At 62.2% G+C, this 21,343-nt stretch carries 9 protein-coding genes; 4 read left to right on the forward strand and 5 right to left on the reverse strand.

All coding sequences use genetic code 11. The features are described 5' to 3' along the window. Positions 1-4: 4 nt before the first annotated feature. From VX037_RS09425 to drmD, 4 genes are read right to left on the reverse strand one after another with little or no spacing between them, the layout of a single operon-like run. Positions 5-2,089: a DUF1998 domain-containing protein gene (locus tag VX037_RS09425; protein WP_328714046.1), complete on the reverse strand. Its 2,085-nt coding sequence runs from the start codon at positions 2,087-2,089 to the stop codon at positions 5-7. Beyond that, complete coding sequence (drmA, locus tag VX037_RS09430) at positions 2,086-5,769, reverse strand: DISARM system helicase DrmA (protein WP_328714048.1); 3,684 nt, start codon at positions 5,767-5,769, stop codon at positions 2,086-2,088. Before drmA ends, VX037_RS09425 begins: the two co-directional genes overlap by 4 nt. Then, positions 5,766-9,791: an Eco57I restriction-modification methylase domain-containing protein gene (locus tag VX037_RS09435; RefSeq protein ID WP_328714049.1), complete on the reverse strand. Its 4,026-nt coding sequence runs from the start codon at positions 9,789-9,791 to the stop codon at positions 5,766-5,768. Before VX037_RS09435 ends, drmA begins: the two co-directional genes overlap by 4 nt. Beyond that, a complete protein-coding gene (gene drmD, locus VX037_RS09440; protein ID WP_328714050.1) occupies positions 9,788-12,976 on the reverse strand; it encodes a DISARM system SNF2-like helicase DrmD in 3,189 nt (1,062 codons plus the stop codon). The genes VX037_RS09435 and drmD overlap by 4 nt, the downstream gene beginning before the upstream one ends. A gap of 200 nt (positions 12,977-13,176) precedes the next feature. On the opposite strand from drmD, the gene VX037_RS09445 reads away from it, so the two are divergent. Continuing rightward, positions 13,177-14,307, forward strand: a complete 1,131-nt coding sequence (locus VX037_RS09445) for a DNA cytosine methyltransferase (RefSeq protein WP_328714052.1) — start codon at positions 13,177-13,179, stop codon at positions 14,305-14,307. Between the two features lie 27 nt (positions 14,308-14,334). Here VX037_RS09445 and VX037_RS09450 read toward each other — a convergent pair whose 3' ends face one another. Beyond that, complete coding sequence (locus tag VX037_RS09450; RefSeq protein WP_328714054.1) at positions 14,335-15,183, reverse strand: DUF3883 domain-containing protein; 849 nt, start codon at positions 15,181-15,183, stop codon at positions 14,335-14,337. A 358-nt stretch (positions 15,184-15,541) separates the two neighbouring features. Between VX037_RS09450 and VX037_RS09455 the strand changes: the two genes are divergently transcribed. The 3 genes from VX037_RS09455 to VX037_RS09465 all read left to right on the forward strand — a co-directional run bounded on the left by VX037_RS09455 (position 15,542) and on the right by VX037_RS09465 (position 20,269). After that, on the forward strand, positions 15,542-17,194 hold the full coding sequence (locus VX037_RS09455; RefSeq protein ID WP_328714055.1) for an NERD domain-containing protein: 1,653 nt from the start codon (positions 15,542-15,544) through the stop codon (positions 17,192-17,194). A 298-nt stretch (positions 17,195-17,492) separates the two neighbouring features. Next, on the forward strand, positions 17,493-17,798 hold the full coding sequence (locus tag VX037_RS09460) for a hypothetical protein (RefSeq protein WP_328714056.1): 306 nt from the start codon (positions 17,493-17,495) through the stop codon (positions 17,796-17,798). Continuing rightward, entirely contained in the window at positions 17,798-20,269 is a 2,472-nt protein-coding gene (locus VX037_RS09465; protein ID WP_328714057.1) for a TPR repeat region-containing protein, read from the forward strand. The genes VX037_RS09460 and VX037_RS09465 overlap by 1 nt, the downstream gene beginning before the upstream one ends. The last annotated feature ends 1,074 nt before the right edge of the window (positions 20,270-21,343 follow it).

The following is a 21,343-nucleotide window of genomic DNA, read 5'->3' on the forward strand; positions in this document are numbered from 1 at the left end:
GCTCTCACTTCCCGAGGATAGGCGACAGCAGACCCGGCATTGCGATGTCCTTGTCCACCGGTAGACCTAGGAGGAGTCGGCGATCAAGAAAACGGTTGGTCCGTTCGCAGCTGGTTTCGCTGACGAACAGGCAGAAGTGACACGCCGCGCCGTGGAGGAAATCTTCCTTGCCACGAGGTCGTCGGTGTGAGCACACGGGGTCGCTCGAACAGCGGTCGCCACGGCGAACTGCCTCCTGAACCAACTGACCCAACCGTTCTGGCCGGGAGAGGTCAACCAGCCCGCCGAGGGTTCCCTCGCTGTCGGAGGCGGTTGTGGTTATGAGGAGGCCCGCTGCAGCCGGGCGGCGGGTCTCAGCTCGCCAGGCGTAGATTCGCTCCGTCAAGCTCGCGGACCCATATCCGCTCGACATCGCTGCTTCGCGGATGAGAAGGTGCGACAGCGTGTGGATGGCCCAGTATCGTGGCGGAGGGAAGCGGGAGTCCGGATCGATAGTGCTGTCCGACGTCTTGCTCGTGCGGCGCCTGAAGTTCGTCTCGTGCGCCTTGCGGAACATCTCCCAGGTCGAGAGCTGGAGTACCTCCTCTTCCCAGTCCAGGACGGCGGGCTCGTCAAATTGTAGGAAGAACCCTTCACCTCGGTCTTCCGTGGCGGGCACCCACGAGGGCCTGCCCTTGCTGACCAACGGAGCGACGCGACTCTTGCTGTCATCGATCCGATCCAGTGCGTCGATGCGAGTGAAGCCGACGAAGGCGTTGACCTTCTTCAGTTTCTCGACCGCCACGACTCTTGTGACGGCCGGTCGCAGAGCGACAGGGACATCTCGACGAAGAGCGCGGAAGTCCGCGGCACCGCTGTGCTTGGTGTACTTCACCTCGTCGGTCAATACAAGCCACTCCGGCAGCAAGATGTCGGTTGGATCTGTGCTGGTCACCGCGCTTGAGCGAGGCGCATGCCCACTCTTCAGCATTTGCAAAGCGTCCCAGAGAGCCTCGTCGGTCGCGTTAGCGAACACATCAGTTTGTGCCCGGAGACCGACGAGCATGCGGAAGGCGGGCAGGGAGTCTTTGCTTGTCGCGGTGGCGACTATCTCCGGAGGCAGTTCTTTGAGATGCGAGACCAGATCCTCGGCTGACGTCGACTCTTCGCGAGGCAACGCCAACAGACCGACAGTGGAAGCGAACCACTGGTTTGCGGCACCGAGCATCATCAGCTTGCCCGGCTGGTCGCACTTGTAGAAGGCGTCCAGGTGCGGATGTCGTCCACGACAGTTCGGCAGCTTCTCCGAAGCTTTGGGCCCTGTTGCCTCGAGCATGCCGCGCTGCGCGTCACACGACAGGCAGATGATCTGAACGTCCGGACCGATATTGCTCTTCCATTCCCGCATACGAAGCTGCGGGATCTTCGCGTGCGGGCACGCGTGTCCTCGATGCACCCATGCGACGTAAGGAAACTCATCAAGGTGCCCGTTGATGCAGGAGATCAGGTAGCGCGCAGGCACGGCTGCTTGGTCTCGTCCCTTGCTCCTCTTGTTGCTCCTGCGGCCGGAATCCCATCCTTTGCAGTTCCTGTGGATGAATTGTGCCTGATCCGGTCGGTACTTCAGCACGTTCTTGAACTCGAAGATCTGATCGGTAACTGGAGCGAGCTGATTGCACCCGGTGCAACGAAGCCACTGCGGAAACACCCGCGCAGGAATGCCGAGATCGATTGCCTCGTCGCCAAAGCCGCCGGGGGTCTCCGGTGCCCACGGTGCTTTACGCAGTTGCTCGACCTGGTCGCCGAGATAGGCCCGGACGAGATCCAACAGCCGCGGCTCGATGACGACATCTGCTCCGCCAGCCCGCCGGTCGTAGTACCGCTGCCACGCGTCGAGGCCGTGCGGCATGACTGACAAGTGAGGCAGGTCGACCGTAGCTCCGATCCCGGATGTGTAGAGCAGCGCCGACGGGCGCAGCGAGCCGACCTTGCTACGGTTCTTGGTGATCTTGGCCTCGACGTCGGCGATGGGGTCGAGGTCTTTGGTTCCGACGCTGATGGGTTCGGCAGTGCTTTCCTGTGACTCGGCAGGACCGGGGTTCGCCGTCATTCCGCAGCTCCCTCGGGGAAGCTCCAGGAGGGTGCTCCCACTGGATTCTTGAAGGCGAGGTTTGGTGGAGCCGGGCTCACCAACAGGTTGAACTCAGGCTGGACCTCGCGCATGGAATTCGCCACGACAAAGATCCGTTCGGCTGGGGACACGACGGTGGTTTCAGGGCTGATCAGCAGCGGCCATTCGACATGGTCCTTTCGCCTGCGGTCGTAGACGAGCGCACCATCGTATTCCTGCGCTTTCGCGTGCCAGCGGTCGACGCGTTGGCGGAGTTTCTCTCGCATGCGTTCGGCTGTTCGTGTGTCGGGCGCAGCGGGTATCGCTCGGGCGACGATCCTGTCGACCAGGTCATGGGCTGCTGGCAGCTTGTTCGAGATCTCTCCGGCCCCGGGCTCGGGTGACAGTGAGTCGGAGTTTCGTTCGTCTGTCACCCGGATCGCACTGACGAGCATTCCTGTCAATCCACGTTCCATCGCGGTGTCTGAGTACGGTGTGACGCTGAGGGCCTCTACCTGCGCGTAGAAAGTCTCGTGGTAGTGGCGGAAGGACTCGAAGTGGGACATGTCGCGGGGCCGGGACCAGTTCGCCAGGGATACAACCAGACCGGGTTTGCGAGCGTCGCGACCGACTCGAGAGGATGCCTGGATGTACTCCGCGGTGTTCTTCGGTTGGCCGACGACCAGCATGAGTCCGAGGCGGGGGACGTCGACTCCAACCTGCAGCATGGACGTTGCGAGCACGACGTCGTAGGGCCTTGCGGGCGACTTCGGTGATGACCTTCCCGCCTTCTCAGCCTCAGCCCAGGCCTTGCCGTACTCCGACTTCCCGCGGGTGGTCCAGCGCGGTCGATCTGTCCCACCCACGGCCGGGGTCCAGGTCGATGTGAAGGGCAAGGCGAGCCTATCGAGCGTCCGGGAGATTTCTTCGGACGAGATGCGTGCCGTCAGTTCGCCGATCTCGAGTCGGGCCCAGTCGGTGGTCCGACGCGGGAACGGTTCGGTGTTGCCGGCAACACGGGTGGTCACATCGTCGTCGAGGTAGCGCCTCATGCCGGCGAGCTCGCGGGTGGCGGAGAAGTACCCGACGGTCGTCATGTACGGATCCGCCGCGTCGCCGTGTTCCTCGAGGAGCTTCTGTCCGGCGAGCAGCAGGACCTCGGACATCCGAATTTCCGCAAGGGTCAGTCGGATTCCGTGGGCGCACACGCCGATGTACTTGCGGCCGGGGTCTCCGTCGGACAGCTGCTTCTCGCGTGAGAAGAAGGTGTCGCGAACGTCGAGGACCTGCGGCGGGAACACCGCCACACCGCGCCCGTAGAGGGCGGTCACCTGGTTCAGGGCGTTGCGGACGGTTGCGGTGGAGGCGACGACCAGCGGGCGGACCGTCGTCCCGTCCTGGTCGTACGACGAGAGCACGTCGACGGCGTTCTCGAACACACCGACCGCGGTCCCTAGTGCACCGGTGATCAGGTGCAACTCGTCCTGGATGATCAGATCTGGTGGCCGCAGCCTCGGTACCGTCGCGATCTGAACGGCTGGGTAGGTGACGCCACCCTCATTCTTGCTGTTGTGGGACTTGCCATTGCAGCTGCCCCGGGAGTCGGGGTGCCGGTAGCCGTGGCGCGGGCAGCGGGCGGAAACGTAGCCGAAGAGGCTGGCGGCCTCGCCTTCGCGTGCAAGCCGTGCGAACTTGTCGACGGTCGCGAGCAGGAAGGTGGGCGGATTGCGGTACAGCTCGTCATCGACGGTGGTGATCGGCAAGGCGCCGGAGCCGCCGTCGATCGAGAACGGGCAGATGCCCTTGCGGTCGCCGCAGTGAACCTCGATCCGCTCGGTGGCGCCCACGGTCTGGAGATCACGCTTCGGGTCGATCACCGACCCGCACCACGGGCAGCGCTGGAGCTGGAGCACCGTCAAACCGTGAGTCTTGCCGGTGTCCTGTCGTGCCGTCTCGACCTGCTGCTTAGCTTCGGTGTAACGCTTGGGGCTGACCGCTGACCCGACCCAGAGCCCGATGCTGAACGGACGCCCTCCCCACTTCGCCACGTCGGACTGGCGGATGAGCTCGGCGGCGCAGACTAGGGCCGCGGCGCGCTGGAACTGCTGCGAGGTAAGCAGTCGAAGCGTGTAGCGCATCAGCACGGCGACGCCGTCACCGCCGTCGAGCGGTCCGTCGTCGGTCTCGATGACGCCCTGCAGGCGGCGAATCGCGAACGTGAACGCGGCGAGGCCGAGGTACGCCTCGGTCTTGCCACCACCGGTGGGGAAGAAGAGGAGCTCGACGTTTGCGGCTGCGCCGCTCCGGGATTCGTTGGTCGGGTCGGTCAGTGCGGGGAGTTGGAGGAGGATGAAGGCCAGCTGGAACGGCCTCCAGGACGCGGCGCCATCACCCTTCGCCGCCACCTCGGCGGCGGCGTCCTTGATGGAGAGGTCGCTGCGTTCGGAGCGAGCAGCAGCCACCTGCGACCGCATTCGCTGATCCCGCATCGCTCGGTTCATGAATCTGAACGCGTCGAGTGCGTCGGAGCTGGTCTTCAGCAGTCGTAGTCCGTCTTCCAGCCGGGTGACGACAAGTCCGGCCTCGGCTATGGCTTCGTCGGCGGTGGCCTGGAGGTGCGCGGGCAGTGTGGCGGCCAGCGTCCTCTGCTCGTCGAGCCACGTCCGGTAGCCGTCGACCAGCGGAAGGAACGCCTCGTCTACCCCCTTGGTGGTGAGGTCCATCAGCAGGCGCATCGAGGTGATGGCAGCGCCGGCCTCACCTGCAACGGTTTGCGGCACCTCGGCTGTGGGAAGCCAGGTGGTCTCCACCGAGGTCGCGCGGCGGGATTCGTCGTCGGATTCGGTCCAGGTGACGGATGCCGTCCGTCCGATCGCGAACTCGAGACGATGCCGGTAGTGCAGGTCGAGCCGACGCCGCTCATCGTCGGTCTCGGAGTAGCCGTCGCCGAGTACGTCGCGCGAGGGCAGAAAGACCGGCTCGCCACTGTTCGCCTCGACATGAATCTTGGTCTGGAACAGCCAGTCACCGGGCGGTGCGTCCATGCCGGTCACTCGGTCGTTGGACAGTGCGAGCTCGACGATCGTGCGATCACCTTTGGGAAACAGCTCAACTCGCAGTGTCACGTCGGCGTCGAGCGTGATCGGTGCGAGCGTCGTGTGCGCATGCTGACCGCGGACGTCGATCTCCGCTGTCTTCGTGACAGGGGAGCGCCGCGCCCACTGCACCTTGCGACCGTCTTCATTCTCACGACGGAAGGTCTCGTACCGACCCCACGACGCGGTCATGGTCAGGACGCCGCAGTCGCTCGGAACCTGGAACCGCAAACCCATCGATGAAGGGTGAGTGAGTGCGCCTTTCGCGCCCTCGTCTCGGTCCTCATCGTCGCCTGAGGAAGCCATGTCCTCGTCGGTGGGGACCGGGACGCCGGACTGACCATTCGTGGTCGGGTCGAGGTCGCTGATCGCCTGGCCGGTCTCCGCGGGGTCGGCGCCCGCGTCGGTGCCGGTGCCGCTACCGAGTGAGGGATCGATCGTCACCGGCGCGAGTGCACCGACCATGTAGGCCGCGCGCGGTGTGCCCTTGATCTCTTCCTCGGGGCCGTTTCGTGGCCCGAGCAGTTCCTGCTCGATCAGGCCCAAGAGATCAGCCCGTACGACTGTGGATGCGCTGACGGTCATGAGAAGAGTGTGTCCTCTCGGACTGACGGCATCTGCTCCGGCACATCTTGGCCCTCGGCTCGAGCGCGGGAGTGGTTCAGCTCCAGGAGACGGTCGAGGATTTCCACTCGTGCCGCTGGTGGGACCGTCCAGCGTGTCATGTCCCTGTAACTGTGGAAGCCTGCTTCAGTCGGGAGGTCATCCCACCCATATGCGCTTATGACGGTAAAGTCAAGCTCGCTATGGATTTCGCGAAGGCGGGCGATGTCAGCGTCGCCGACAACTTGCGGGTCATGAATTAGATTGCAGATGGCCGTAAGTCCGATCTGGCGTTGTATCATCACACTTCTGCGCTCCATATTTAAGTATCGACCGAGCTCCCCAATTTTGGGTAGGCTATCTGGGCGCGGAAAGGTTTCGAAAACGTCCGACGGAGTATATCGAATGCTCTGCCCCAGGAGGGATCCCCAGCGCACCACCCAAAGGTAGTGCACCGATGAGCTCAGCACTCCAAAATCGGATTGGGAAATTCCGGCGAAAACCGCTACCGCGGATCCGGGGAGGGTTCCGTCGGGGAGGTCGACGATGGCTGCATGGCTGCTAACCGCGGAAAGAGCGAATGCCTGCGGCCAAGCTGACAGGGCGCGTGTAAGCGCTGGCCGCGAGCGTTCGAACTTCCACCATTTGTCGGTGTGCCCTTTTCGTAAGCGGCTGGGCTGAACGGTATCTGATATGTGCAGGAATGGCGCAGTGAAGTGCTGAGCCTCAGAGGCATTCATTTCTGCGAAAAAGATTGCGAACCGGTCGGTGCTTTGATCGTAGTTTGAATTGAGATCTCGACCGTTTAGGAAGGGTTTAACTACGGTCGCGTTACGCGGATCGGCTGCAAACATGTCGTCAGCCTCTCGATTTGAGATGAGAAATCCTGGATCCCCGAAGTCGTAGCCCTTGAAGCATAGGTCTCGGTTCTCGCGGAGGCGGGCAGGTATCCCGTTAATTCTACCGCCGGCTTCCAGGGATGTGGAAATATGTGGAACAATTAGTCCGTCGAGTGTTGCGTTTGTCGGCACGGCAGTAGTTGCCGACAACCAGATTCGTGCGATTCGTGTCGACGCATTTCGAGCGGGCCACTTGTCGTTGCGCCAGGCGCGATACAATGTCCATGCGGGAATCAGTGGGTCCAGCGCTACCGTTCTGGTGTCGCCTTCGCCTACTGACTTAGCGGCAATTAGGCCGACAGTTCCTTCGGGACGCGTCAAAGATGCTGCTCGTCGTACAAAATAGGCAACGAGATCAGCGTTGCCGCGTACCCCAGAAGCGACGACGTTTGCAATCCACTCTCTAAGGTCGGCCCCAAGGGCGCCTGAGACGTCCTTCCCAACGAGGAACGGCGGATTACCGATGATTGCATCGAACCCGCCGCGCTCATTCATTACGTCGGGTGCCGCGATTACCCAATGGAGGGGAGTCCACCTGTCGTAGTCTGTTGCGACGCTTGGGGTCAAGCCCATATCGATTCGAGCGAAGAGGTTGTTGCTGTTCCCTTTCAAGCCGTCAGCTGGAAATTCCTGCTGGACCTGCCAGGAAAGGGTCTTGAACGCGTCGTCGAGGTGACGACCCGGCTTGCCGCCCAACGGTAGCCCTGCTGCCACTACGCCGTCGGCGATCGTCCGCAGATCGTCGGTGGCCTGTCGCACCTGTTCGAGTAGTCGCTGTTTTGCCCGCGTGGATCGCATCTGGCCGAGTTCCTCGACAGGGCTGGCGAGCTCATGTCGCAGTCCCGTTGCGGCCGCGATCTTGGAATCGATATCGACGAACAACTGCTGGTGCATTGTCGTGGGCTCGGGGTAAATGTGCAGGTAGCGCAACTGGTCCAGACTAGTGAGGCCGAGTAGTGAGTTCCCGCAGAAGATCTTGTCGTCGACGAACGAGAATGGCTTATTCTTATCCATCGACACGAGCCACAGCGAGAGTTTGCACATCTCGATGGCCATCGGGTTGATGTCGGCGCCATACAGACAGCGAGCGATCACCTCGCGCAAGGCATCACGCTTGACCTCACCGGGGTCCGCAAGGGCGGCGTCGCTCAGCATGCCCTCACGTGTCCACGCCTCGACAACACATCCGGCGAGGTAGCGCGCTGCGGCCACGAGGAAGGCGCCGGACCCGGCGGCGATGTCAGCGACTTTAAGGTCCAGGATCTCGGCTGCCGGCTTGAGTTTCCAGTCTTTGTCGTCGTTTGTTTTCAGCGGTCCGGGCTCATACGCCAACGGTTGGAGTGCATGCAGCACAACCTCTTCCGCGAGTGATCGCGGTGTGTAATGGGCACCTGCATTCTTGCGCGATGGCGTTTCGACGACGACGAATCCACCGACAGGGAAGACTAGGGGGATGTTCCGGAGGTCCCGACGGATCAGGTTGCCCCACCCGACGAGTGTCTCCAGGAGGTCGGCATCGCCGCGTGCGACCGGCGTCAGGAGTCGGACCAACTCCGCCCGCTCGTCGGCGGTGGGCTCCTTCGCGATCAGCTTGGTGAGTGCAGCTGTTGTCTTGCTCGTCGCTGCTGGCTGATTCTCCTTCGTCCATGAGACCAGGGCCGCGGCGACCTTCTTCGGATCGCCGTCATTGTCGTTCCACAGTTCGTTGAGAGTGCCGAGCGGGATCTCCGGTTCTTCGCCGTCTTTGCCCACCAGGCCGAGGACGATGTCGTCTGTGACATTGCCGCAGGAGTAGCCGAGCAGACCTTCGTAGATGTAGCCGATCTGCTCGACGTCGATCTCCTGGAACGAAATTCGGCGGCGCTCCCCTCCCGTGACAACGGTCTGCACCGACTTGAGTGCATGCATCATGACTCGGTCGGACACCTTCAGGCGCAGTCCGTGGTCGTCCGTAGCGTGCAGCCACGAGAATCGTTCGGGGTCGAGAAGAGATCCACCGTAGGCGGGAATCCGCATCTCGTCGTAGTTGACGCCGCCGTGCAGGGCCTTGCTGACTGCGAGAAGTCGATGCCACGCGTCATAGGTCTCGTCGAGGTGCTCCTCGCCGCCAGCGGCCTGCGCCTGGAGGCCGGTGAGGAGATCCTTGATCGCGTACGACTCCCAGTAGAGCTGCTCGGTGGGCAGCATGTCGCGTTCCTCTGCGAAGAGAAGGAACACAATTCGCATCATGACGGTGACGGCCGCCTGGTAGACGTCGTCGGGCTTGTCGGTGAGCGGATCTGGCTCGTCGTTCTTCGCGGCTTTCAGCCGCTCCTCGGAGAACGCCTGAACGAGGAGCTCGACGGATCTGCGGACCTGGGTGCCGAGGGCTTCGGTGATCGCCTCGGCTTCGAGCTCGCTCCGCTCGAACAGTTTGGTGAGGCGCTGCTCGATGTCGGGTGAGCGGAACCGACGCTGATTGACGAGGGTGAAGAACGCGTCTCGGAGCAACGGTTCCTCTGCCCACGTAAGCGCGTTGAACATGCCGGAGCCTGTGGGCTTTTCGTCCCTGGTGGACACCAGTGCCCACCATTGGCCGTCGGTGACGATCCCGACCTCGACCTTGGCTTTGCGGAGCAGCATCGCGAGCCGGTCGACTTCGGTGGCCGGCCAGCCGTCCAGACCCGTTTCACGCAAACCGCCCGTCGTCGGATCGCAGATCAGCAGCAGCGCTGCGGTATTGCCGTCACGGCCCTCAAGACCTGCGGTCGCGGCGACGGTGACCTGTTCGCCCGGTGACTGGATGCTGACGTCGACATCCGTTCGGAGTTCGTCCCATTCGGCGATCTCGTCGAGGACGGTGTAGATCCACGCGTGGTTCACCTCGGCGTAGGCGGCCTTGGACTCCGGGGTACGCGGCACGGCGGCGAACTTGTCGAGAGCACGCTGCCATCGAGTGAACGCCTGCTTGAAGGTGAGGAGACGGTCGTCAGCGTCGCCGAGACGGTCGACGCCGTCCTTCCAAATGTCCTTCAGGACGGGCAGCGCGAGGAACGGTCCCTCGATATCGACCTGGTTGAGCCAGTCGGAGTGGAAGTCCTGCTTGCGTGAGCTCGTCTTCTTCATCGCAGTGCCAGTCCGTTCTCGATGTCCTTGGGAGCGATCGCGAATATCACCGCTGCCGGGAACTCCCAGGCGCGGATCTCGTCGTAGCGGGTGTCAACAGCCTCGAGCTCACGGTCACGTTCGTCCGCCAGCGCGTCGATCCTGCGCCCGATCTCACGTAGGTCGCGTTCGGATTGACGACGCTCGTCGTCGAACAACGCTAACTGGGAATCGTCCATCGCCTCCGCCTCGGCAAGAGCATCACGAAGCGTCTGGCCGAATCGACCGAAGATCTCATCGACCCGAGCTCGATCGGCCTGCTTACGTTCGGTGAGCTGACCATCGACTGCTAGTCGGCGTCGCTCGGCACGGTCGGCGATTGCCTGTTCGACCCGCGCACGCACACCGCTCTCGTCGGAGGAGTTCCATGCGGCGGCAAGCTGGTTCGCGATATCCGACGGAACCAGGTTGAGGTCGGTGCGGTCGAGCGTCGATTCGAGTATTTCCTCCGCGCGCTGCTCGCCGACGGCCTGGCGACGGCCGAGGCGGGTGCCGGCGAGGAAGACTTCCTCGTGGAGCCGAAGTCCGGCGCGGCCGACCAGAACCAGGCGCGTCACCGCGACGGCGTACGACTCGTCGAGCCCCGGGACGACTGTCGCGGTCACTCGCTGCAGGGACCGATCGCCGCCCCACAGCGCTGCCCGCAGCCGTCGTGTCGAGCGCTGTAGTAGCGGTGACCCAAGGTGCATGTACACGACGTCGGGGTCGCCGCCCTGCTCCTTGGGCTTGAGAACTGTGGGATCGAATGCGATCGGCCGGGCATTGTCCGGGTCCAAGCGGGTGTAGAGCCCGCGGGTGACCTGTTCCCACGACGAATCGAGATTCGGCAGTGCGAACACCGGGGCATCGGTGTCCTGGGAACTGACGGGCTTCAGCGGCGGGAGCTGGTTGAGTTCGAACGCCGTCTCGACAACGCGCTGCAGGTTCTCCGGACGGAGGTGCAGCCGCTCGCGGCTGTTGGCGAGGTCATTCTCTAGCTGCGCCAGTTCGGCGTTGAGGACCTTTTCGCCGCGCATCATGCCAGCGATCGGGTCCTTCTCAGCCTTGGCCTCGCGACGCTCGATGACCTGTCCACCGAACTGTCGTTGGATGTCGGGGGCGATGATCTCGTTGGCGGAGCCGAGATCCTGCATGATCTGGTTGATCTTGCTCGCGACTCGGGCGAGGAGATCGACGTCCTTGCTCAAAGCCGTTCCGCCGCCCTCTACTGGCACGAAGTGTCGGATGTCCGGTGAGTGCTGCTGGCCGTACCGATCGACGCGCCCGATGCGCTGCTCCAGCCGGTTCGGGTTGAACGGTATGTCGAAATTGACCAGGCGATGACAATGGTTCTGGAGATCGATGCCCTCGCCTGCGGCGTCGGTAGCGAGCAGAATCCGAATCGGTGCCTTGGTGGGGCTTTCATTGAACCGGGCGCGGATGAGTTCGCGCTCATGTGCATCGGTAGATCCTTCGATGACGTCGATACGGTCGTCCCCGTAGCCTTGCTGCCGCAGGATCTCTCGAATCCACCGCAGGGTGTCGACATACTCGGTGAAGATCACGAGGCGTTCATTGTTCCAGTCGCCGTGAGAGCGTAGGACGCCCTCGATGTAGTTCAGGAGGACGCTGAGTCGGGAGTCGGATCTACCCGCGTAACCGTGCCCCCAACTGCTCAGCCACCCGAGATCGTCGATGTCCTCGGCTGCGAGCGCGGGAAGTGAGCTCTTGGCGTCGCGCAGTGCCTCGAGCTCGGGCTGATCGACCTTGCCCTCCTCGAGTTCGTCGGCGTCCGGTCCGAAGATCTCGTCGTAGTCGAGGTCGAAGTCGACGTCGAGTCCTCTGGTTCGGGTGTCGAGGTAGACGTCAACGGTCTGCGCGAAGGCGACGGGGGAGGAAAAGAAGCGCTTCTTCAGCAGCAGCGTTGCCATGTCTTTCGCCGAACGACCCGAACCCGACGCAGCCACCGCCGCGTCGCGTCGTTTGGTGAAGGCAAGTAGCCGATCGTAAGCGTCGGACTCCCCGTGGCTCGGCGTGTACGCCATCGGAGTGACTTGGCGGTCGAGAAAGCCTTTCGAGTCCTTCAGATCGCGCTTCAGGCGTCGAACTGCCACCTCATCGAGCGCAACCGGATCGATCTTGTTCCCACGGACGAACCGCTGGGGGTCGATCATCTCCAATAACGCGGTGAAAGACTCTGAGTACCCGTTGTGCGGCGTCGCACTCAGGAAGAGGCGATGCTCGGAGCGTTCCGCGAGTTCGCGGACTGCTCGAGTTCTATGTGAGTCGACGGCGTAGCCGCGACGCTCGAGTCCGACCTTGTTGGTCCGGACCGGGCTGCTCGGCGCCACATGGTGGGCTTCGTCGACAACAAGAATGTCGAAGGCAAAGCGAGTGCTGGAGCCGAATGCGTCCCGCAGTTGGCGCTGTGCCCGCTGCCCGGGCAGCCATGCCATTGACACGATGATCCGGGGGAACAGTGTGAACGGGTTCGCGTGCACGCCGTGGGAACGCCGAACGTCCTTCATCGTGTCGGAATTGACGACCGTGAAGTCGAGGCCGAACTTCTCCTGCATCTCGTCCTGCCACTTGAAGACGAGACCCGCCGGGCAGACCACGACCACAGTGCGCGCGCGATGACGCAGGAGTAGTTCCTGGATGACCAGGCCGGCCTCGATCGTCTTGCCGAGTCCTACGTCGTCAGCGAGGAGAAGGTTTGCGCGAGGGCTCGCGAGTGCCCGCTTGAGGGGAGTGAGCTGATATGGCTCGACGTTCGCGCCACTACGGAACGGAGCCTGGACCGTGCCGTCGTCGGCACTGGTGATCGCGCCCCACCGGAGTGCATCGACACAAGCGGCCAGTTTGTTGGGGTCGTCGAATCGCTCTGGGTCGACCTGCTCGGGGAGGCCACGGTGAGCGTGCGCGCTGTGTCCGAGCTCGATCTCCCAAACGACGCGTAGTTCATGTCCGAGGCGGTCCTCGTCTACACACTGCAGCGTGACTGCGTGCTGAAGCTGAGCATTCGCGTCATCTGCTGAGCTTCGACCGAGGCCCTGTTGCTGCACATCGGCTACCGCCCAGTTGGCGCCCCGTACGGATACGAGTTGACCCACCTCCGGAACACTCGCGGGGTTGTTCGTCTCGATCGTCGTCTGCGCATGACCCACGGAGCAAACTGTAGTCATCTGGCCCGACATGGTCGGCCGAAACGTGGCCGCCTTGATTGTCCCGAATCCGGAGTGTCGTAGCGGGAAGGAACTATGGGGCCGACTCGCGATAGAGCGTGCAAACGTTTGGCCTTGTCGATGACGGGGCTCCTCGAAGCGTCGAGCTGGCCAAACCAATCGAAATCCTCGAGGATGGACACATGCGGGCGGTGGGGTTGTTTTCTGGGATCGGTGGGTTCGAACTCGGGTTGAGTAGAGCTGGAATCAAGACAGAGCTATTGTGCGAGAACTGGGACCCCGCTATTGGCGTTCTGTCGGCTCGGCTCGACGCAGAGCAAGTCGGCGACATCACGCAGCTCGGTGGCTTGCCATCCGTCGACGTTGTGACGGCAGGTTTCCCGTGCACCGACCTCAGTCAGGTCGGCCGGACGGCCGGTATCGACGGAGACGAATCAGGTCTCATCCGCCATGTTTTTCGATTGATCGAGAAGAGCGCTCCAACGTGGCTCGTGTTGGAGAACGTGCCGAACATGCTCACGCTGCATGGCGGGGCACCGATCCGTGCTGTCACCGACTGGCTTCAAGAGCACAAGTGGAACTGGGCCTACCGCGTGGTCGATTCCAGGCACTTCGGGGTGCGTCAACGTCGGCGACGCGTGATCCTCGTTGCGTCGAAGACCGAAGATCCGCGGACTGTGCTCTTTGCGGATGAGGCAGGCGTCAGGGACGTCAAACGCGCCCACGGGGCCTACGGTTTTTACTGGACCGAGGGCAATCGCGGCCTGGGTTGGGGAGAGGGGGTCACTCCCACGCTCAAGGGCGGATCGAAGTTGGGGATCGCCTCTCCACCGGCGGTCTGGCGGCCTGGCGGACAAGTCGGCCAAGCTATCGCAAGGCCTTCGATCGAGGCAGGGGAGAGATTGCAGGGATTCCGGGCCGGCTGGACGAGCAGCGTCGCAAAGCAGGGTGTGCGGTGGAAGCTGGTTGGCAACGCGGTGACGGTTCCGGTGGCTAGCTGGTTAGGCCAACGGCTAGTCGATCCGGCGGTTACCGTCGACGTCCCTCGACGAGCGATTGTTGTCGGCTCGCGTTGGCCTACGGCCGCGTCCTGGGTCGGGGGAGAAGCCGAGGCCTGGGCGCTGTCCGAAAGGCCCTTATCGAAGCCGTGCGAGCTCACGCTCGAAGGGGTCCTCGACCGGTATGGAGCTGAGCCTTTGAGCCTGGCCGCGACGGCGGGCTTCACCCGACGACTCGAAGCGAGCACGCTACGGCGCCGTCCGGACTTCAACGCTGCGTTGCACGCTCATGTGAGATTTCAGTCGAGTAGCTGAGTCGTCTCCGCAATTGATTGCGGCCTGTCAATTGACTCGGGCCATGTAGGTCGCGACATCGAGGTGGCAGTTCTGGCTGATCGTGCCAGGGAGTTCGAACAGTCGAGGACTCTGGCGAAAGTCGAAGACGCGATACAGATGGTAGATCGGTGAATCTGTTTCGGACCGCGCTAATTCGTTTCGCGTCACGTAGAAGGGAGTGAACTTGTCAAACGTGGTCGTCTTGACCTCGATGAGTTTCTCCCGGCCGGATGCCTCGAATGACAGAACGTCGAAGCCCAATCCATCGCCCTGTGTTGCAGCGACATGCTCCACGCGTTCGCTGAGCGACTTCGCACCGGCTTCGTGAAGTCGGCGAGCCTCGAGCTCGGCCACGTAGAGCTCGCCGGCTCTGCCAAGCGAACGATTCCGAGCTTCCTGAGCGAGGTAGTCGCGGCGCACTGGGTTGAACATTCTCAGCTGTTCGGCGTGCTCGCCTGAGTTCTGCCGCGCTGCCGGCGCTTCCACCCACACCTTCTGGTCGAAAACGATGTCGACGGGGATGGCTGGTCGTTCTACGGCAGCCTGTACAGCCTGGTGTACTGACTCATTGGTATTCAGCTGCTGCTCGATGATTTCGATCAGAAGACGTTGGTAATTGGCCAGTGGCTTGTATCCCATGACGAGTGGATAGCCGAGCTCTGTCATCACTGCGCTTATGTTGCAGTGCTTGAACTCGACAGACGCCCGACTGCGGTCGTCGATCTTCTCTGCAAGGTCAACGGCGCGTTGTCTTTTGCTGAATCGCTGCCCGTTCATCTGAAGTGTCAGCATCTGGAGGTAGTCGGCGACGCACAATTCAACCTCGGAGCTGGACCAGTCGCGATCACGTGCCACTCTTGCCTCCGCACATAAATGTTGTTGGTTTACAAGGAGTCCAGGTATCCAGGGGGCCGGACAGCGCCTGGACCTGGGGGTCGATTCCTTGAGTTCCCACGTAGCCGCGAATCTTGCCGACCCGCAACTCCCGACTGAGCTCCTTGGTCAGTTTTTCACCTCTTTAACGGCGACGTCGACATCTGTGGAAGGGATGCTAGCTCGGGGCACCGACAGGGGCTACCGGATCCGTCCTCACTCGTGCCGGAATCGCGACTGCTCTCACTGCGCGCCGAAACAAGTCAGGAATGCAGAGTGCAGTTGGTGCGCCTGGTGCGAACTCAAGGCCGGCTTCGCCCGTAGACGATACCGTCACCCCGTGCCCCACGAAGTCCCGGATTCACCAAGGTTCGCCTCCCCGAGCGAGGAAGCCGTCTGGAACCTCCTGCGTGAGCAACTCCTCGACGACGACCTCATCATCCACGGCCAGCGCGTCACCGACCACGACAAAGACCACGAGATCGACATGCTGGTCGCCATCGATGGCGCCGGCATCGTGTGTCTGGAGGTAAAGGGCGGGGAGGTGTGGCACGACGACGACAGCTGGTGGCAGGCACGGGCAGGGCAGCCGCCGAAGCGGATCGATCCGGTCGGCCAGGCCCGTCAAGCCTGCTACGCGCTACGCGAGTACGTCGAACTCGATCCCCGGTGGACGCAGGGACGTCTCCGGTGGGATCACATGGTGGTGCTGCCGCATTCGGAGCTGCCCGCCGACTTCTCGCTGCCGGACTGCCCGCGCTGGAAGATCATCGACCGCACCCAACTCGATCAACTGATGCCGCTGGTGCGCAGCGTGCTGCTCAACAAGGGCGGCGAGCTGCCTGTCGTCGACGCGACCGGCATGAAACAGCTACGTAGCGCACTGAGCGGGCGTGGACTGCCCCAGCGCGACGTGGTCGCCCGGGCGCTCGACAACGAGGACCACGCCGAGGCTCTGACCTCGCATCAGGCGGTCATCCTCGGCGCCATCGAGAAGCTGAACCGCGTGGAGATCCGTGGCGGCGTCGGCAGCGGCAAGACGTTCCTGGCACTGGAACAGGCACGGCGCCTGTCTCGGACGGGTCAGCGCGTGGCGCTGGTCTGTTACTCCCACGGGCTGGCCTCCTACCTCGAACGCATCACCTCGAAGTGGAAACGGCGCGACCAGCCGGCCTACGTCGGCGAGTTCCACGAGCTCGGCATCCGCTGGGGTGCCGCCGAGGGACCCGACGAACAGGAGCGCAGCAAGCAGACCGCGGACTTCTGGGAACGAGGACTGCCCAACCAGATGCTCGACCTCGCGGAGAAATTGGAGCCGGGCCACCGCTTCGACGCGATCGTCGTCGACGAGGCGCAGGATTTCGCAGACGAATGGTGGAAACCGATGCTGGCCTGTCTGCGTGACCCAGAGACCAGCGGGATCTACGTGTTCAGCGACGAGTCGCAACGCGTCTTCGACCGACAGGGCTCACCGCCCGTCCCGTTGGTGCCGCTCGTCCTCGATCACAACCTGCGTAACACCCGGCAGATCGCGACGGCGTTCAGTCCTCTTGTCGGGCAGCGGATGCAGTTGCGTGGCGGCGAGGGCCCGGAAGTGCGATTCATCGCGTGCAGTTCGGAGGAGGCCATGGACGTCGCCGACGATCAGATCGACCCACTGCTCGAAGAAGGCTGGCGGCCCGAGGACATCGCGCTGCTCACCACCGGCAGCCGTCACCCCGAGCAGGTGGAGCGTCAGGATGCCGGCAACAAGTCGTACTGGAACACCTTCTGGGACGACGAGCAGGTGTTCTACGGGCACGTGCTCGGCTTCAAAGGGCTCGAGCGGCGGGTCGTGGTGTTGGCGTTGAACGAGTCGAAACCGAAGAACCGGTCGAAAGAGCGCCTTTACGTTGGACTTTCGCGGGCGCGTGATCAGCTCGTGGTGTGTGGGGACCCGGAGTTCGTGCGGGAGGTCGGGGGAGCGGATGTGGCGTGGCGGTTGGGGATCTGACCTCCTCTCGAGGTTGCCGGGACTCGAGGCGCACGACGGAGCATCGTGACCAGTTCGAGAGCCAGCCGCGATTCCGGCAGCGTCGGAGTGTAGGTCTTACAGGCGCCAGCGAGACAGAGTCCAACCCACATAGTTCGAGCGAGGAACGTACTCGACTGACCGCGCACCTATAGAACCCAGATCCGCCCTCGGCCGGAGACCGTGCGGCGAACGATGGAACCGATTCAGCGGCTGATGCGTCCAAAGCACGAGGAACCTGGTATGAACGTGTGCGAGCTCGCAGATTCGGGGAGGCTACGTGGGCGAGAAGTTCGAACTGGCTGAGATTGGTGCAATCCATCAAGTGGGTAGTCAGCTAGTGGGCCATGCTGACGCAATTCGGGGGATCACGGCGTCACCGGGATTCGCGAGTTGCGCGGCCGCAATGCCGTCATCGGCGATCGGTGCGGCGTGCGCATCCAAAGACTCGATACTTGCGGACTTGCTCAGTCGAGCAGCTGGACGAGTCGAGGCTGTTGCCAACTGCTGTTTCGAGTCGGGCGACATGATTATCGATACCGAAGAAGAGTCGGCGAGCGGGTTCAAGGCACTCGGTGAATTCTGATGAGTCGTCCTACTCGCTCGACGGTCAATCAGTGGGACCTCCCGGCGCTGCTGGCCCAGGCTGATGGGTTGGATGGCGTCGCCGAGAATCTCACCAACGAGACACGATCGATGGTTGCGACAGCCATGAGGGCAGGCGACAGCCGTAGGTGGGTAGGTGTGTCACAGCGGGCCTGCGAGGACCGGACCGTGTCTGATCAAGGCGAGTTCAACAAGCTCGGATCGGATGTGATATACGCCGCCAACGTGCTACGCAACACGGCGAACGCCATCATGCCCAACCGGAATACAGCGCTGATCAAAGCGACCGGCCTCGAGATGGACGAGTTCCGAGTTGACGACGACTGGACCGTCACCGACGCGCGTGACTATTCCGGACGATTGAGCCAGGTGGACGCTGGAAGCCAAGGTGAGCACGCGATAAGGAACGAGATGGCCCAGCGAGAGCGCGAAGCGGCCAACTCGACCCGCTCACTTCAGTCACTGGCTGACCAAATGGGACAAGATGACCAAAGTGGGGCTGCCGCGCTGGACGGGGTCTTCGCATCCGCGGAGATCAACGCCCCGCTCATGAGCGGGCTGTCACCCCAGCAAGCTGGTCGGGACGCCATGGCGATCGCTCGCGGTCACGCCACATCGGAGCAGCGCGAGCGGTTCACTCGCGCGACTACCTTGACGCCGGAGCAGAACGCGGCGCTTCGGATGGGCAATGAAGCTGTAATACCCAAAGGGCAACTCGACTACCTGCAAGGGTTCTACAGTGAAGCGGGCCGAGGCGGCTTAGATGGCCTTCGCTCATTCGCCGACGGGGACGAGTCCATGAGAACGGCGCTCGCCAACGGCATGCATGTGTTGGCGAACCCGCGAATCCGCACGGATCAGATTCAGGAGACATTTGGCGGGTCGCCGGTGCCGCCCGCTGGCGTCCCAGGCGCGGTGACTGACCCTCGAATTGGCCATGTCCGGGGTGGGCTATCGCAGCTTCCGTCCGCCGTGAAGGATGTTCTGAGCAAGCCTGCGATCGAGTCGGACCGAACGCGTTGGGGAGACCCGGAACGCCAGAATTACGTTTCGTCGACAGGATTGACCACGTTCGACGACCTCAAGAAATTGAACGACATCCTCAGTCACGGTGATCGGAGCTCCCAACTCGGGAGCGACATCGACCGCTCGCTGATCGCCCGCGCCAGCGAGATCGCCGGCGGAGCGACTGAAGGAAAGGGTCTTTACAGCATTGCAGGGGCACAGGTTGCGCACCATGACGTAGAAGGTCTCCTCAACGGCATGCTGGACATTGCGGGTGAAGACGAGATCGCAGTGCATGACGCACTCATGACTGGGCGGGATGGCGGTCCGGGCGTGCTCGCGGAAATGCCAATGACCTATGACATCGACGGTAACGAGAACAGCTACGACGCGTCAGACGCTGTGCGTCGCCTGATGACATTCAATTGGACCGAAGGTCAGGGGAATGAAGATTCAGGTGTGAACAACTTGTTCAATTGGATGCAGGATCACGCCGATGGTGCGCCGCGGTCGTCACCGGTCGAGTACATGGACAGTGTGCGTGCTGGCGAGAGCGTCGGTGAGCTAGCGAGGATAATCCACGAGAACAAGACGGCGCTCGTGGATATCGGTAGCGGGGATTCAGCGCTCGGGGAGCGAAATGCTGAGTTGACCCAGACATTGGCAAAGTCGCTTTCACCGTACATTGCTGAACTCGCTGGTGCGGAGGAGGACGTCTTCACGACGAACGGTGTTTCAGCGCTCGATGGTCCGGGCCAACTGAAGAGTGTGTTCCAAGTCATGGACTCTGACCCAGAGGCCGGTCGCTTGTTCAACACCTCCGCGATCCTTCAGTCAGAGGGTCTGGAACAGCGCTTCGGCTCGGACACGAATCAGACGGACCTGGGGCGGATCGTCGGACGAATCCACGGTGCGATGGAAGCTGGGCTCGACGATCAGCTAGCTGAGGACGTGGACGACGAGAACTACAAGGCTGCGAAAGTGTATGCCGAAAAGGGTGCGCTGCTGGACGGCGCGGCAGGACTTTCTAAATTGCTTCCTGGCCTCAACACTCCCATCGGATCGGCTGCACTTGACGGTGTGATGCCGTCGGCGAAGCTGAGCATTCTGGGCCTTCCTGAGGATCAGGAGTCGATAGAAGAGGGCAGTGTTGATGTTAAGCTTCTGCGCGGTGAGCAAACCTTTGTGCAGGAGCGAATTAACCCTGATGAGCGCTATGTAAATATGCTGGAAGGATATGCAAAGTCCCACCCGGACATCCGGCATGACCCGCGATTCTCTGAGTATTTCGTCGGCGAGAAACTTGATGTACCAAAAAATATGTACGGGCGGTTGGGACGAGATCTGAAAGAGATGTTGGGCGCCCAGGACAACGACTTTGACGACTTCTATCAAGATCACTACATACACACGCAGAATGCGTCAGAGGATACCGAGTGGAATTGATATCGGCGAGGTTCAGTAGACTCATCTGCTGCTGCCTAACGACCGCCGTGCTGGCCGCGTGTGGGTCCGGAGAACCGACGTCTCCCAGTGCGACTTCGACTGCAGTGGAGCTGCCTAACGCGGAATTGACGTTTCGATGGTTGCCGAACACTGTGGTCGATTTGCTCGGTTCGGAGGGGGTTTTCGTCCGCGCCTACGTGGAGTCCTTTGAACGGGCGAATATAGGTCAGTCCGCGGAGTGGGGCTACCCAGGGTTTGTTGACGCTTCTCCACCCGAGATCAATGAACTCGTCACAGAGACTCCGTCATTGGCCGCGAGATATCGAGTGCAGGGATCGGCGATCTATAAACCACTTAGGCGCACCGAGATGCCTGGAAGTTCAGAGATCGTCGTTTGCCGATACGGGTACATATCGCTATTTCCCAATGATGATCGACCAACCCAGTGGACGATCGGACCGCCAGTGACATATCCAGTTGTGTTGTCGATTGAAAAGTCGGGACGACGGCCGCCAGCGGGCCTCCGGGGTCCTATGAGCCAGCCACACAATGATGTTTTTGGCGATTGGACGGTTTCGTCATTTAAATACATCGCGCTTCCGCCGGCATGGCCCAAGGAAGATGACGAAGCCTGTGCCGATCAGTTCACCACGGACCCCTACGAGCTCCCGTCGAGGGACACTCCCAGTTCACAGCCAATTCCGATGTTGGCGCCTTCGCCGGGCTGGCCACGCGGAAGTAGCGCGTGATCCAGCGCGTCTCATCGACAGCTTCACAGAATTAAGCGGATTTCGGCTCGGATCCACGTGGCCCGTGCTGATGAAGACTCGGGTGGTGACGTACCAGACCACCGCTCAGTACCGTTCGGCGTCTCACATGGTGGCGAGCGTGACAAGTCCGGGCCTGGTTGTGGGAATTCAAGGTCGCGGATGTCACGCCGCGGCTCTCGGGCTGCCCCCGACGCGATCAGCCTCTGACCTGAGTTGGACCTCCTTAGCCTCGATCTTTCGTGAGGTGGCGGTCCCTTGTCGAGTGGCCCGGACTGGTGGTCTGAGGACCAGATGTCCGGGTGTA

This window comes from Gordonia sp. Z-3 (genome assembly GCF_036233855.1).
In the GTDB taxonomy this organism is placed as follows: domain Bacteria; phylum Actinomycetota; class Actinomycetes; order Mycobacteriales; family Mycobacteriaceae; genus Gordonia; species Gordonia tangerina.